At 52.8% G+C, this 16,306-nt stretch carries 9 protein-coding genes and 1 tRNA gene; 8 read left to right on the top strand and 2 right to left on the bottom strand.

Annotated features, from left to right (window positions below):
* Positions 1-282 precede the first annotated feature (282 nt).
* Positions 283-357 (top strand) — tRNA-Val (locus WKT13_RS04905).
* A 1,002-nt stretch (positions 358-1,359) separates the two neighbouring features.
* Here WKT13_RS04905 and cysK read toward each other — a convergent pair.
* Together cysK and WKT13_RS04895 are read right to left on the bottom strand one after the other, a co-directional pair.
* Positions 1,360-2,289, bottom strand: coding sequence for a cysteine synthase A (cysK, locus tag WKT13_RS04900; RefSeq protein ID WP_340323070.1), 930 nt, complete (start codon positions 2,287-2,289; stop codon positions 1,360-1,362).
* Between the two features lie 74 nt (positions 2,290-2,363).
* Positions 2,364-3,311 carry a DMT family transporter gene (locus tag WKT13_RS04895; protein ID WP_340323069.1) on the bottom strand — a complete coding sequence of 316 codons (948 nt, stop codon included), beginning with the start codon at positions 3,309-3,311 and terminating at the stop codon, positions 2,364-2,366.
* A 237-nt stretch (positions 3,312-3,548) separates the two neighbouring features.
* Between WKT13_RS04895 and WKT13_RS04890 the strand changes: the two genes are divergently transcribed.
* From WKT13_RS04890 to WKT13_RS04860, 7 genes are all read left to right on the top strand, one after another.
* Positions 3,549-4,823: a glycoside hydrolase family 27 protein gene (locus WKT13_RS04890; protein ID WP_340323068.1), complete on the top strand. Its 1,275-nt coding sequence runs from the start codon at positions 3,549-3,551 to the stop codon at positions 4,821-4,823.
* Positions 4,824-4,882: 59 nt separating this feature from the next.
* Positions 4,883-8,068 (top strand): SusC/RagA family TonB-linked outer membrane protein, encoded by a 3,186-nt coding sequence (locus tag WKT13_RS04885; RefSeq protein WP_340323067.1) that lies wholly within the window; start codon positions 4,883-4,885, stop codon positions 8,066-8,068.
* Positions 8,069-8,094: 26 nt separating this feature from the next.
* Positions 8,095-9,837, top strand: a complete 1,743-nt coding sequence (locus WKT13_RS04880) for a RagB/SusD family nutrient uptake outer membrane protein (protein WP_298618161.1) — start codon at positions 8,095-8,097, stop codon at positions 9,835-9,837.
* A gap of 14 nt (positions 9,838-9,851) precedes the next feature.
* Complete coding sequence (locus WKT13_RS04875; RefSeq protein ID WP_298618162.1) at positions 9,852-11,060, top strand: glycan-binding surface protein; 1,209 nt, start codon at positions 9,852-9,854, stop codon at positions 11,058-11,060.
* Positions 11,061-11,088: 28 nt separating this feature from the next.
* The gene (locus WKT13_RS04870) at positions 11,089-12,519 is read left to right on the top strand and encodes a glycosyl hydrolase (RefSeq protein WP_340323066.1); all 1,431 of its coding nucleotides are present in this window, start codon (positions 11,089-11,091) and stop codon (positions 12,517-12,519) included.
* Positions 12,520-13,970: 1,451 nt separating this feature from the next.
* Complete coding sequence (locus tag WKT13_RS04865) at positions 13,971-15,050, top strand: glycoside hydrolase family 26 protein (protein ID WP_340323065.1); 1,080 nt, start codon at positions 13,971-13,973, stop codon at positions 15,048-15,050.
* Between the two features lie 60 nt (positions 15,051-15,110).
* Positions 15,111-16,289 carry a glycoside hydrolase family 130 protein gene (locus tag WKT13_RS04860; RefSeq protein WP_340323064.1) on the top strand — a complete coding sequence of 393 codons (1,179 nt, stop codon included), beginning with the start codon at positions 15,111-15,113 and terminating at the stop codon, positions 16,287-16,289.
* The last annotated feature ends 17 nt before the right edge of the window (positions 16,290-16,306 follow it).

Raw genomic sequence — 16,306 nt, 5'->3', positions numbered from 1 at the left:
TCTCTTTTTTTGTTGATATATGGACAGGCCAAAGACGTTGCGGTCTTGACATCGTTGTCAGCTGCCCTTATGCTGCATGTGCAGCTTCATGGGCGACAGCACGGTGCATTTAACGTCTGTTCTTGTTATATGATATGCCTGCTGTTGTTGTCCGATATGGTCTTTTCCACGCTGTACATAATGTGGATTTATGGCAGAACAATTATTTTTTGAAAATATTGCTCCTAAAATTTGGTGGATTAAAATAAAAGCCCTACCTTTGCAATCGCTTAAGAAAAGCAAGGGCGTTTAGCTCAGCTGGTTTAGAGCATCTGCCTTACAAGCAGAGGGTCGGCGGTTCGAATCCGTCAACGCCCACAGGGGTGTTTCCTTGTAGTCTTTCGGGACTGCAGGGATTTTTTTTGCCCGTAACTTTCGTGTTTGGTTGTTAGCGTACGAAAGTAGTCAAAGCGTTGTGTGTTCCAGATGTGCATGTCGAGGAACGGTAGAAACTCAATAAGGAATATCTTTTATTCATGAAGTGTCGCGGAATGTCGGAAACTTGCTGACAATGCGCGACGATATAAACCGTGCAGATCCTTCCCTCATGTAATAATAAATCCATGTTGGCGCAACCGTTAAGTCCTCACCCCAGGACCGCCACACACTTCCCGCGTTTCTCCTCGCCCCGAATAACAGTATTTTTAAGAAAACTCAGGCGCCGGCCTTACAGTTTTTCTTGACTTTATTTTGACAAAATAATTTCGGAAAAGAGGTGTAAAGAAATGTTAAATCAAACACAACAAAGGCTTTTCCGGAATTTACGGCATTGCCATCTACCCTTAAGCATGGTCTGTAAAAATTCACTTGGCGTTCTGATAATGCCCGTTTGAGGGTCTAATTTCGTCTGTATTACGGCCTGATATCGGGCATTTCTGGCCCTGATATGGGCGATATCACACGCTGAAACGGTGCTTATTGCAGAACGAAAAAACGGTTATCAAATATAAATCTCTGACACTCAGTGTATTATAAATACTTCTCAAAATTCGCGTATTTGCGTCCGAAGGAGAGTCCGCGCGCAAATACTCGCTTATTTTTCGGGGTAGAACTGAAAACTCGGACGAAAAAATCAAAGAATCTTAAAGGTTTGTAAAAGCCCGGATTGTTTTTCTTTCAGCAGAAAGCAACAATGCCGATTCTGATTCGAAGTCACGGTTTTTATATTCAGACCTGTTCCCGCAGAATTTCTATTTGCTTCGTATCATCTTGCCATGTTGCTGACAGCCTGTACCCCGTCCTCTTCGTTCTGTGCGGTTTATTGCTTCCTGCTGCTTGTGTTACGGCGCTTATGTGTGCGCCCTGTGGCGGAAAAGGTGCTCAGCCGAACACCCCAGTGGAGAGATAACGCTCGCCAGTGTCGGGCAGGAGAGTTACTATCGTCTTGTCGCGCAGCTCCTCGCGGCGTGCCAGTTCTGCCGCTGCCCATGCCGCAGCACCCGATGATATGCCTGTGAGCAGGCCCTCGCTGCGTGCCAGCAGACGGGTGGTGGACATTGCGTCGTCGTTGCTCACTGTGATAACCTCGTCCACAACGCTGCTGTCATACACCTCGGGCACGAATCCTGCACCTATGCCCTGTATGGCGTGCGCCCCTGCCTTGCCTCCGCTGAGCACTGGCGACGATGCCGGCTCTGCCGCTACTATGCGTATGGCGGGGTTCTTACTCTTCAGGTATCGGCCTACACCCGATATGGTGCCGCCCGTTCCTGCGCCTGCCACAAACACGTCAACGTGTCCTTCCGTGTCGTTCCATATCTCCGGACCTGTCGTGGCGAAGTGTGCCGCCGGGTTGGCCCTGTTGCTGAACTGTTGCAGTATTATGGCTCCGTCTATGCTGTCGCGCAGCCGCTCCGCTTCTTTTATAGCTCCCGTCATGCCTTCGGCCGCCGGCGTGAGCACTACCTGCGCGCCGTATGCACTCACGAGCTTACGCCGCTCAATGCTCATTGTCTCCGGCATTGTCAGAATGAGCCGGTAGCCCCTTACGGCTGCCACGAGAGCCAGCCCCACGCCCGTGTTGCCGCTTGTCGGCTCTATTATCGTGGCTCCCGGCTTTAGTGTGCCGTCTTCCTCAGCTTGGCGTATCATGGCCAGAGCTATGCGGTCCTTGGCACTTCCGCCCGGATTGAAATATTCCAGTTTGGCTATTATCGGCCGTGCGAGCCCCTTTTCGGCTGCGAAACGGTTGAGCTCGAGCAGCGGTGTGCCGCCGATGAGGTCGGTCAGACTTTGTGCTGTTTTCTTCATATTGCTGCGGTTTTATAATGCAGGTGCTAATATACGAAAAAAATATGATACTCCGCGTCCGTCCGCAGCGTATGTCATTTCTCCGCCTCGGCGCTCTCCTGTTTCATCTTCTCGGCCTTGATGATGTCGTTTCTCGATTTCGACTTTATCACGAGCCACACTCCGCAGAACACCAGAACCATTGCCACGCATTGCATGGGCTTCAGCACGGCCATGCCTGTGAGCAGACTCACGCTCACGGCCACCATGGGCTGCACGTAGTTGTAGGTGCTCACCACCGTGGGGCGCAGCACCTTCTGCGCCACCATCGTGAGCAGATAGGCCACGAATGTTCCGAAGAACACCACGTAGCCTGCCGACAGCCATGCCTTGGCGGGCACAGTCTCCCACGGCGTGTTGATGATGTGGCCGGCCGAGAAGGGTAGTATCAGCACTGCCGACCATAGGAATATCCATTTGTTTATGGTGAATACGCTGTAGCGTTTTATTAGTTTGTTGAACAGCGTCAGATACAGGGCAAACGAGAATTGTGCCGTTATGCACAGTATGTCGCCCCATATATTGCCCACTTTTGCGTTGCCCTCCGACGCGCTTGTCATTATAAGCATCACCGCGCCGCAGCATCCCAGAGCCACTCCGCACGCCTTTTTCCACGTCACGGGTTCCTTAAGTATGATGGCAGCCAGTATAAGGGCGAATATCGGTGACGACGTGGTGATGATGCTTGCGTTCGATGGCGACGTCATGCCTAGACCGATGGTGAAGCAGCACTGGTTGAACACTAGCGCGAAGAGTCCCGCCACTATCATCAGCAGTCCGTCCTTCAGCGGCACGTGCTCCTTCTTAGCGAAGAGTGAGGCTGTCCAGAACAGCACCGCACCTCCCGCAATGCGGAACGACACGAGGTCTATGCCGTCTATGCCGTTCATCATGGCTGTTTTACCGATAGGAGACATCAGGCCCCACATCACGCATGCGCTCAGTATGCTGAGGTGGGCAATTAAAGCTTTGTTGTTATCCATATACACAGAAAAGTTTTGTTCTTGCCTTAAGGCATGCAAAGTTAAGAAAAATAGCACTAACCCATTGTGCATGCCGTCAAAATATATGCGAAAACGTAAAATTAACACAGCTATTTGTTTAATGTCATGAAAGTGTAACCTTTTGTTAATATAGTGTCATATCTGCAAAATTAATCGGCGTATCTTTGCAACGTGATAATGAACAACCGAAAATCATTCTAACTTAAATACATTGATATGCTGAAATCATTATTCAATCACCGCTTGTGCGTCGCAGTGAGGACTGCTGCGGCCGCCGTACTATTTTTCACGGCTTCTGCCACAGCTTCGGCGCAGAAGTTTCCCGGCCTGGGCGACACTCCGCAGATGGGCTGGAGCACCTGGAACAAATTCCAGGGCAACATCAACGAAGACATCATAAAAGGCATAGCCGACGCCATGGTGTCATCAGGACTGCGCGATGCAGGATACACATATATTAATATAGACGACTGCTGGCACGGCGAACGCGACGCCGACGGATTCATACAGTGCGACCCGGAGCGTTTCCCCAGTGGCATGAAGGCGTTGGCAGACTATGTTCACTCCAAGGGATTGAAACTCGGAATCTACAGCGACGCCGGAACAGAGACATGCGCAGGCGAGCCGGGAAGCCTCGGACACGAATATCAGGACGCACTACAGTATGCGCGCTGGGGCATCGACTATCTGAAGTACGACTGGTGTAACACCGAGCAGAACTACGTCACACAGAAGTGTGCATACACTCTTATAAGTGAAGCTCTGCACGCTGCCGGACGTCCTATCTTCCTCAGCATGTGTGAGTGGGGAAGCTCCATGCCGTGGAAATGGGCACGCGAGGTGGGCAACTCATGGCGCACCACGCCCGACATATGGTGCTCGTTCGACTCGCTGCGCGTTTTCCCTACATATACACAATATAGTGTCATGGACTGCATCCATGCCAACGACTCACTCCGTATATACGCCGGTAAGGGCCACTGGAACGATCCTGACATGCTCGAATGTGGCAACGGAATGACCATAAACGAGGACCGCGCCCATTTCTCCATGTGGTGTATGATGGCCAGCCCGCTCATTCTTGGCAACGATATACGCAGCATGAGCGACGAGGTGAAGGCCATCCTTACCAATGCCGAAGCCATCGCCATCAACCAGGATACACTCGGAGTGCAATGCCTCAAGTTCGGCGAGGAATCCGGACTGTACATCTATTTCAAACCTTTGGCAGGAGGCGACTGGGCTCTCTGCTTCCTCAATCCTACAAAGAACGACGTGACGTACGCCATCAACTGGCAGCACTTCAATCTCACCGACGAGGAAGTGAGTGGCATGAGCACCGCTTTCGACAAGAATACCTACACAATATACAATGTCTGGACACACAAGAAGGAAGGCAAGACATCCAAGGCCGACAAGGTGGCAAAGAAGATCAAGGTGCCATCACACGACGCTGTGATGTACAGACTCGTGTGTCAGAACAGCAAATGACATGCTGAAGCTTCCCCAATAACTTCAAACATAAATTCTAATATTTAAAATTACGCTTAATGAACAGATTGGTTATGCTGTTGGCGGCGCTGATTATCAGCACCCTGACGTTCGCACAGACTAAAGTGACCGGCAACGTTACAGACGAGACCGGAGAGCCTGTGATTGGCGCAAGCGTGACCGTCAAGGACCATAAAGGTACGGGTGCCGTGTCCGATATCGACGGCAACTTCACCATCAATGTGCCTGACGGCAAAAGTGAGCTTGTGGTTACATACGTGGGATTCGTCCCGCAGACGGTTTCCGTAAAAGGAAAGACTATGGTGAAAATCGTGCTCAAGGAAGACAACAACACGCTCGATGAGGTTGTGGTCGTGGGCTACGGTACTATGAAAAAACGCGATCTCTCCGGTGCTGTCGGACAGATCAAGGCCGACGACCTCATGAAGGGTGGAACCATCGACGTGGCACACGGTCTGCAAGGTAAGATGGCAGGTGTGCAGATACAGCAGAGCGACGGTGCCCCGGGTGCCGGAGTGAGCATCACGGTGCGTGGTGCCAACTCGTTCCAGACATCTTCACAGCCTCTGTATATTGTCGATGGTGTTCCGTTTGAGACTGGCTCCACACCGTCTAACGATGCAAGCAGCAATCAGACGGCCAATGCCCTGAGCTTCATCAACCCTCACGACATCGAGAGCATCGAGGTGCTCAAGGACGCTTCTGCCACAGCTATCTATGGTTCGCGTGGTGCAAACGGCGTGGTTCTCATCACTACCAAGCGCGGTAAGGCCGGCAAACCGAAGGTGGAGGTATATACAAACTTCACCACATCCAAGATTGCGAAGCGCATGGATGTGCTCGATCCTGTCACCTATGCGAAATACTGTAATGAGGAGACGATGAACTCCATATACTACGAAGGTTCCAAAACCACCACACTGCCTTATCCCGGCACATGGACTTACAAGGGACTTCCCAATGGTCGTGTCGACTATAACGTCGGTACATACAATCCTGCGCCTGAAGACTTCCGTCATCCGGGATGGTATCGCGACGAATATGGCAACTACAGTCAGGTGGGAGTGGCCGACTGGCAGGACCTTATTTATCAGGACGGATTCTCTCAGGAGTACAACGCCAGCGTCAGCGGTGGCGACGACAAGGGCTGGTATGCCTTCTCAGGCAATTACACCAACCAGGAAGGTATCATAAAGAACACCGGCTACGAGCGCTTTTCTGTCAGAGTGAACATCGCCCGTCATATCACCAAATGGCTGGAAATTGGAACCAACACAAGCTATACGCAGTCCACAACCGACTTTGCCAAGACAAGCAGTGACAACAGTGGTGTCATCCGTTCGGCTCTTCTTTTCCCGCCGACATACGATCCTAACATGGAGGCAACCACTGCCGACAACCTCAGCTGGCTCGCTGCCAACCCGGCGGCATACGTCAACAACGCACGCGACCAGGTGAAAGGCATCAACTGGTTCAGCAGTTCGTTCCTCGAAGTGACGCTTTTCCCGTGGCTGAAGTTCCGCCAGAATCTCGGTCTTTCCCATACCGATAATCACCGCGGTTACTATTACGACCGCCACACCAGCGAGGGTAAGGCACCTGTCAACGGTAAGGCCGGTAAGGGTTCCGATATATGGAATGGGCTGACTGCCGAATCACTCGTCACCTTCGACAACACTTTCGGAAAGATACACCACATCAATGCCGTCGGCGGTTTCACCGTTGAGAGCGGCAGCTGGGACAACCAGAGCGTTGTGGCAACCAATTTCCCCGACGACATGACAATGGACTACGACATGAGCCGTGCGCTCGACAAGGCCACACTCACAAGCTCCATCGGTACGCAACGCCTCGTTTCGTTCCTCGGTCGTGTCAATTATACACTCAACGATAAGTATCTTGTCACAGCCAGCGTGCGTACCGACGGTTCTTCAAAGTTCACCGACAAGAACAAGTGGGCTACGTTCCTTTCAGGAGCATTGGCGTGGAGAGCATCTGAGGAGAAGTTCATCAAGGACCTGAACATATTCTCAAACCTCAAGTTCCGCGTCAGCTATGGTGAGACCGGAAACCAGGGCATCGGCTCATACCGTACAGTTCCGCAGCTCGGAACAGCCAACTATCCATTCGATTTCGCACTCAGCAGCGGACAGGCAATGGTGAGTGATCCCGTGAGCGACGACCTCAGATGGGAGACAACGGCGCAGTGGAACGCCGGAATCGACTTCGGATTCTTCGACAACCGCCTCGCTCTTACCGTAGATTACTATCATAAGAAAACGCGCGACCTTCTTCAGGACGTGGTCATCCCGGGCTCTACGGGTTATCTCCAGATGACAACCAACACTGGCAACGTGAGCAACGAAGGTCTTGAAATATCTCTCAACTATGATGTTCTTCCCAAGTCGCAGCTTAAGTGGAGCATCAATGCCAACATCTCTTTCAACAAGAGTACCATCAGCGGACTCGAAGGCGACCAGTTCGCAAGAAAGTTGTGGAGCAGTGCCGACGAGGTGTTCATCCAGCGCAATGGCTGTCCTATCGGTGCCATTTACGGCTATGTGGAGGACGGATTCTACGACAACGAGGCTGAGGTGAGGGCTGATCCGCAATACACCAACGCCGACGACGCTACGGTGAAAGCCATGATCGGTGAGATAAAATACCGCGATCTCGATGGCGATGGCAGCATAACAGCCGACGGCGACCGTACCATCATCGGCGACACAAACCCTGATTTCACATACGGTATCACCAACAACTTCTCATGGAAGAACTTCTCCCTCTCGTTCATGTTCCAGGGAACACAGGGCAATGATATATTCAACGGTAACCTTGTTGACGTTAAGATGGGTAACATCGGAAACATCCCGGTGTTCGCATACGAGTCGCGCTGGACTGCCGACAACTACGAAGTGGCCAAATGGCCTAAGGCAACAGCCGGATATACACGCGAATGGAAGCTGAGCAACCGCTACGTGGAGGACGGCAGCTATCTGAAACTTAAGAACCTGACCTTCGGATACGACTGGCGCAAACCGGTAAGTGGAGTGGAGAACATCAAGATAACATTCACCGCCACCAACCTGTTCACTATCTCCAACTACAGCTGGCTCGATCCTGACGTAAACTCTTTCGGTAGCGATGCAAGCCGCCGCGGTGTGGACATCTACTCTTATCCGAGCGCGCGCACATTCGCTCTGGGACTTAATTTCACCTTCTAAACCAAATAATAATAAATCGTTTTCAAATGATGAAACCATATAAATTACTGTTTTCCATCGCTGTGGCGTGCGGCGCTATGACGCTCACGTCGTGCAACGATTTCCTCAAAGAGGATCCTAAGCACCTTGTCAGCCCCGACCAGCTCGGCGACACCGAGGAGGCATGCGACCAGTGGGTGGCCGGAGTTTACAGCAAATGGCTCAACGATATGTTCCGCTGGTCAAACTTCCCGCGTGTGCTTGAGCTCGACGCCGACTACATTTCCGGTCCTGATTGGCTGTTCTCAAGTCTCGGAGCCGGCAGTTTCCAGGCCGACCCGGGCACAATGAACACCATGTGGAACGGTCCGTACGCCATCATCAGCCGCGCCAATCTTGCCGAGAAATACATCAGCCGGCTCAACATCGACGAGGATTACAAGAACAACGCACTTGGCGAGGTCTATTTCAACAAGGCGTTTGCATACTTCCTCCTGGTACGTGCGTTCGGTCCGGTGCCAATCCGCAACAAGACAATACAGGACGGTGACGAGCCTGATTCTCCACGTCGTCCCGTTGCCGAGGTTTATGAGGAGATAATAAATCTGCTCACCAAGGCAGCCGGTCTCATGTACACACACGAGGATCCGAACTTCCGCCGCGGCCACGTATGTGCCGGAACAGCGGCCGGAATGCTCGCCAAGGTTTATGCCACAATGGCTTCGGCAGCAATGCCTGAGGGAACACAACTCTATGTCCGTACAGGTCCTCCATACGAGATTGTGAACGGCGACAGCTATTACACCGGACTCACCACAATGACTTTCTCAAAGTCTAAGGTTGACGGATATGAGAATATGAACGCCAAGGAACTCTACACCAAGGCTGCAGAGTGGGCATGGAAGGTAATCAACGGCGAATACGGCTCATACGACCTGCTGCCTTACGACGAGCTTTGGACCAAGTCGCACAGCAACGACCCTGAGTTCATGTTCTCCATACAGGCCATCGCCGGCAACGAAGTGTACCGCAACCAGATTCATTCATACTATTCGGGCTACACTGTCAGCAGTTCTTCCGAGGTGATAGGTGGCGGACAGTGGATAGGTTGCACTGACCATTGGTACAAACTGTTCGATCCGCAGGACCTGCGCATCGTCAAGGGAGTGAAACATCGTTTCATCTATACATACAATGAAGAGGATAATCAGGGCATGTACTATCCGCAGAACGCCGAGTGGACGCTCAAAGCTACAGGCTATGATGAGAACGGCAACAAGGTGGCTGACCCCGTTGCACCGTTCGACGACGGCCGTCAGTATTATTACAATCAGGGTTCGGAGTGTCTGGCATTCACCACAAAGTATGACGATGTGACCGATCCTTCGTCCGACTATGCTGATGCCCAGTGGCCGTTCCTGCGCTTTGCCGACGTGCTGCTCATCTATGCTGAGGCTGAGGCAGAGCTCGATCATTCCGACATTGCCATAAAATATCTCAACAAGGTGCGCCGCCGTTCCAACGCTGTCGAGTCAAACGACCCGGGCGATCTGGTCAAGCTGCGCAGCATGATACTCGAGGAGCGTGCCAAGGAATTTGCCTGCGAGGGCGACCGCCGCTGGGACCTTCTGCGCTGGGGCATCTATCTGCAGGCCATGAACGCCATTGGCGGACGCGACGATGCCAACAACAACAAGAACCGTACGAGCCGCAACCTGCTCTATCCAATACCGCAGGACGAGATAAACTCGAACGACTCCATAACATCTAACAACCCCGGATGGAATTAAAACATACGAACAATATGAGACTAAGACATATCATGCGTGCGGCCGCAATACTGGCGGCTGCCGCCCTGACGACATCCTGCAGCGACGTGGTGAACTATGAGGACGACATCGAGGACATCTACTCCAACAGCGGTGCACCGGTCATCACAGCCATATATGATGTCAAGGACACAAAACTGGAGAACGCCCTGCAGGAGGGTTCTCTCAACCAGATGATACGCATCACCGGCAACAACCTTGCCAAGGCCAAGAGCGTGACATTCAACGGCATCGAGGTGGACGTGCGCAGCATCTATGCCACAACCACGGCCAGCTACATGAAGATACCGCGCGAAATACCTGAGGCGGTGGACAACAAGATTGTTTACACCACCGACCGCGGCACCGTGACCTACGATTTCCGCGTCAACATCCCGCACATGTCGTGCGAAGGCCTGGCCAACGAGTTTGCTCTGCCGGGCGAGAGCGTGCAGGTGAAGGGCGAATTCTTCGACCTCTTCGGCTTCGGCGATAGCGAGTCGGACGCCACCATCACCATGACCAACGAGGCCGAAGGCTACAGCAAGGCGCTCGAAGTGGATTCGCTCACTGAGGAATACATGGGTGTGCTCATTCCGGAGGATGCTCCCGACAACTCCGTCATCACTCTCACATGGACCGAACCGGGCAACGTGGCGATGCAGAAGACCATACCTTACCGCTACACACGCTACATGATGTTCGACGATCTGAACACCGTCGGATGGTGGGACGGCACTCCTGCCACCTACATCACCGACGGTACGGCCGACGGCGATCCCGAAACGCTCGGCTGGGATTACTTCCGCTTCAAGGGTTACTTCCCGCAGTGGCAGTGGACACAGTGCGGAGGCGGAGCCAACTGGCCCGACATCGACTGCACGGCTGCTCCGGCAGACTATGTGTTCAAGTTCGAAGTGTGCAACTCTGCGTCCTATCCTTTCTACGATTCAGCCGAATATGGCTACCTGTTCTCGCTCAACGGAGGCACTAACTATCCGTGGAACCCGTCGTCGGGCATGAGCTTCAACACCTACGGTGAGTGGAAGACAATATCCATTCCGCTCGATAAGGTGGCAAGCAACGGTGTACCCGCTCCCGGCACATGGAGCAACTTCGTGCTTGTGATGCAGCCCAACACCGACGGAGGATGGAACGTTGACCACAGCTTCGCAAACTTCCGCATCGAACCGAAAGACTTTTAAGTGTGACAATTAAAAACTAATCAGCATTATGAACAAACTGTTTAATATCATATTGGCGTGCATGCTCGGACTCTGCATGACGGCATGCAGCGAGGACGAGATGCCCACCACGGGCGACGAACCGCAGCAGGACCCGACGCTCGCGCCCAAGGTGGTGAGCACGCTCCCGGCTGCCGACGCTACAGATGCCGACGTGCTCGACGGCATAACCGTGACATACAACAAGAACATATACGTTCCGCCGGTTGTCACAATAGACATCAACGGCACCTACATCGAGGAGGTGAGCGTCAGCGGAAACAAACTCTACATACCGTTCCCGATGGATGAGGGAGAGACCTACACCGTAACCATCAGCAAGCCGAGCGTGAGAGACTCGCTCTACAACTTCGCTGCTGACTACACTTTCACCTTCAGCACGAAGACAACCAATACATTCGATCCGTCGCTCTTCGACATAGATGAGGCTCTCACCACCGCTTCGCCCATGAAGCAGACCGCTTCTGTCTATGATTTCCTCAGGGATAACTTCGGCAAGAAGGTCATCGCCGCTGCCGTATCGAGCGGAGCCCTCGACACCGACATGGCCGACAAGATACAGGAGATGACGGGCAAGTATCCGGTGATAAACTCCTTCGACTTCCTCCACCACATCAACAGCGCACCGCTCAACCCGTCCAACTGGATTGACTACACCGACATGACGGTGCCCGAGACATGGTGGGCCGACGGTGGACTCGTTTCATTCATGTGGCACTGGAACGTGCCGTGTACCGAGGCCGACAAGGACAACTTCGAGAACTACGCCTTCTATTGCAACGGCGCAGGCGAGAAGAACACCGACTTCAACGCTGCCAACGCAGTGGTGAGCGGCACCTATGAGAACACTATTGTAAACCGTGACCTCGACGTCATCGCCGGATATCTGCTCTCGCTCCAGCAGAAACGTATACCGGTTATCTGGCGTCCGCTCCACGAGGCTGCCGGCAACGTGCCCTCGGGAGGCAAGGCCTGGTTCTGGTGGGGCAACGCCGGAGCCGATGCCTACAAGGCTCTGTGGCGCTACATGTACGACTATTTCAAGGCTAAGGGCATCAACAACCTCATTTGGGTGTGGACTTCTGTCACCGATGATGCCGACTGGTATCCTGGCGACGAATACGTTGACATAATAGGTTACGACTACTATGAGTCTGACGAGAACAAGTTCCACCAGTCGCTGCCTTCTGTCATGGCTAAGCTCCAGGGCATATCCAACAGGAAGATTCTTGCACTCAGCGAGTGCGGAGCCATGCCGTCGGTGGAAAACATGATGAAGAACGGCGACGTGTGGAGCTGGGTGATGCCTTGGAACGGCGACTACACCACCAACCCGTATTACAATCCGGAGTCGCTCTTCCGTGAGATGTACGAGTCGGGTAATGTCATCACACGCGACGAGATGCCTGATCTGAAATGATATTCTGCATGACAGCGGTGCGGCGGACCGTTCGTCCGTCCGCCCGCCGGTCTGAAAGACAAATCAGGGTTATTGTTTTTAGTCCTTTTATTAAGGTTGGATAAAGATTGAAATAAGGTTTGTTTTTCGGTAATGTCCCGGCAATGAATTACATTGTCGGGATTTTTTATATGTTCTTACATCGCCATTCCGTACATGGCAGTCTTGTGGCTGTATGTTGCGTTTCGGCCCGTTTTCTGTCTATATACCTGTTTAGTAGAATAGGGAAAATCTCGGTTCTGCAGAAATCCTGTGTATGGATTTCAACGCAGCGACTTCGTTCTCACCTGCGAAGCACCGTTGTATCCTTTTTCCGAGATAAGTCCATCGGGGCACTTACAGATTTTCAGTAACTTGTGTTTTTCCCGTCCGGGTTTTCGGTTCTACCCCGAAAATTCAGCGAGTATTTGCGGGCTGACTCTTCTTCGGACGCAAATACGCGAATTATGAGAGGTTTTTATAAGATGCTGATTGTTAGAGATTTATGTTTGACGACCGTTTTTTCGTCCTGCAATAAGCACCGTTTCAGCATGCGTTATTGCCCATATCAGGGGCTGAAATGCTTAATATCACGCCATGATACAGACAAAATCAGACCCTCAAACGGGCACTATCAGAACGCCGGATGATTTGTTCCGGAATATGGTATGGGGTATGTCAAAATGCTGTTCGGGCGGAAAGAGCCTTTATTATATGGAATTTGACATTCCCTTACGTCTATTTTCCGAAAATATTTTGTCAAAAAAAAGTCAGGAAAAACTGTAAGTCCGCCTCTCGGGTTTTCTTCAGAAACGCTGATTCTGTAATATGGAAAGGCACAGAAAGATATGCAACAGGCGTGCATTGACGGCGTGTCGGTTGCGACAGTGTCAATTTATTATTGCATGAGTTCCGTGCAGTCACGGTATATAACGCTCCGCGTGTCATAAAATTTTACGCCATTCAGTAGTGTTTAATGAATAACCCCCTTCCCCCGCACAGTTTCTACCACGCCGCATAAATCTAAGCCCAAGACTCTGATATTTATTTTCGTATTATTCAAAGACAGTCTTTTTGTTTTCCCATCACTGTTTATCGGGCTAACCGGAATGGCATGATGAAGTTATGGAATGTCCTGTCTGATACTTATAAATATTCCCGGTTGTGCCTGTTCCCGTGCCCCGTATCATGCCGGACCGGCTTTATACTTAAAATATCAATAAAGTGCCACCATTGGCTAATATAGTATTATATCGGGTGGAAAAAATGGAATATCTTTGCAAACAGTTGGCGGCCCTTCTGTCGCCGTGTCCGCAGGGACTCGCGCCACGCTTATGGCAGACTCTCGGACGGGGCGGGCGGAGCATCCGGACATAAGGGCCGGCCGGCGCAGAAAAGCGGATTTACCGTAAACCAAAAACAAAAAACACAAGATGAGAAAAATTCTTTTTACGGCCATTGCCGCGATAGTGGCTTTGTGTGCAGACGCACAGAACAGCACGCCGGCGGCTGAACTGCTGGCGAGGATGGAGCGCATACAGTGGCGCGGAGTGATGATGGGCCATCAGGACGACCCTATGTACGGCACCACATGGAAGTATGAGGCTGGACGCAGCGACGTGAAGGACGTGTGCGGCGACTATCCGGCAATGATGGGTTTCGACCTCGGCAAGATAGAGTATGGCAGTGAGCGCAACCTCGACGGTGTGCCTTTCTCGCTCATGCGCGACGAGATAAGGGCGCAGCACGAGCGTGGCGGCATTGTAACGCTGAGCTGGCATCCGGGCAATCCGGCCACGGGCGGCAACTCGTGGGACGCCAAGGGCCGCGCTGTGGGCAAACTGCTGCCCGGCGCTTCTCTTGCCTCGGTGTGCGACGAGTGGCTCGGACGTGTGGCCGACTTCATCGGTTCGCTCAAGGACAAGGACGGCAGACGCATCCCCGTCATATTCCGTCCGTGGCACGAGATGAACGGTGCGTGGTTCTGGTGGGGCTGCGACAGCTGCACGCCTGAGGAGTACCGCCGGCTCTATATCCACACCCACGACTTCCTCACAGCCCGCGGACTCGACAACATAGTGTGGGCCTACTCGCCCAATCTGAGCAACGGTACGCCCACCGAGGAGTCTTATCTGTTTTATTATCCCGGCGACCGCTACGTCGATCTGCTCGGAACAGACGTCTATCAGCAGTCGGCCGACAACGCCGCCTACCGTGCCGACGTGCGCAAGGAGCTGAAGGTGGTGACGGCGGTTGGCCGCAGCCGTGGCAAACTGACGGCCCTCACGGAGACCGGTCACCGCGGAGTGCCCTACGAACGTTGGTTCACCGAGTGTCTGCTGCCCGTCATTACGGAGTTTCCCATAAGCTACGTGCTGCTCTGGCGCAACGCCTGGGACAACCCAGAAGAGAACTTCTGCGCCGCTCCCGACAAGGCCGTGGCTCCCGACTTCGTGAAGTTCCACGACCACCCTTCTACGCTTTTCATCAAGGATGTGGCAGGACTGAAATAACCAATGCCGCCGCATCTGTATTCAGACAACACCGAAACATCAATATGATCACAATATACTATGAACGGATTTGAACAAAAAGTGAAATTGCTCAGGCAGAGGCACGAGGCCCTGCTGTGCAGAAAGAATGAGCCACTTGAACATGATAACGGCATTTACAGCAAATACAGATACCCTGTGCTCACTGCCGAGCACACGCCGTTGGAGTGGCGCTACGACTTCAGCGAGAAGGACAATCCCTTCCTCATGCAGCGCATCATGATGAACGCCGTGCTCAACGCAGGAGCCATAAAGTGGAACGGCAGGTATGTCGTTGTGGCACGTGTGGAAGGAGCCGACCGCAAGAGCTTCTTTGCCGTGGCCGAGAGTCCTAACGGCATCGACAACTTCCGCTTCTGGCCGGAGCCTGTCACCATGCCCGACGACCTCATTCCGGCAACCAACATCTACGACATGCGCCTCACGGCTCATGAGGACGGATGGGTATATGGCATATTCTGTGCCGAGCGCCACGACGACAGCTGTCCGGGAGACCTGTCTGCCGCCACTGCAACGGCGGGCATAGCACGCACACGCGACCTCATACACTGGGACCGTCTGCCCGACCTCCGCACTCCGAGTCAGCAGCGCAACGTCGTGCTTCATCCCGAGTTTGTCAACGGAAAATACGCTCTCTACACACGTCCGCAGGACGGATTTATCGACACCGGTTCGGGTGGCGGCATAGGATGGGCGCTTGTCGATGACATGACAAACGCCGTGGTGACCGAAGAGAAGATCATCAACCTGCGCCATTATCACACCATCATGGAGGTGAAGAACGGCGAAGGACCTCACCCCATAAAGACAAAGTATGGATGGCTGCACCTTGCACACGGTGTGCGCGGATGTGCCTCAGGTCTCAGATACGTTCTTTACATGTACATGACCGCGCTCGACGATCCTACGCGCGTCATAGCCCAGCCGGGCGGTTACTTCCTCGTGCCGGAGGGTGCTGAGTATGTTGGCGACGTGATGAACGTGGTGTTCTCCAACGGATGGATAGCCGACGACGACGGAAAGGTGTTCATCTACTACGCAAGCAGTGACACACGCCTGCACGTGGCTACATCCACCATTGAGCGCCTCGTGGACTACTGCATGAACACTCCTGCCGACGGATTCACCACCACTGCCAGCGTGGAGACGCTCAAACGGCTTATCGCCAAGAACAGGACCACGCTTTCGTCAGGACGTTGAACCCTGACAGGCGGTTT

The organism is Prevotella sp. HCN-7019 (genome assembly GCF_037890215.1).
In the GTDB taxonomy this organism is placed as follows: Bacteria; Bacteroidota; Bacteroidia; order Bacteroidales; family Bacteroidaceae; genus Prevotella.
The sequence above is the reverse complement of the archived record's forward strand: the minus strand, read 5'-3'. Positions and strand labels throughout refer to the sequence as shown.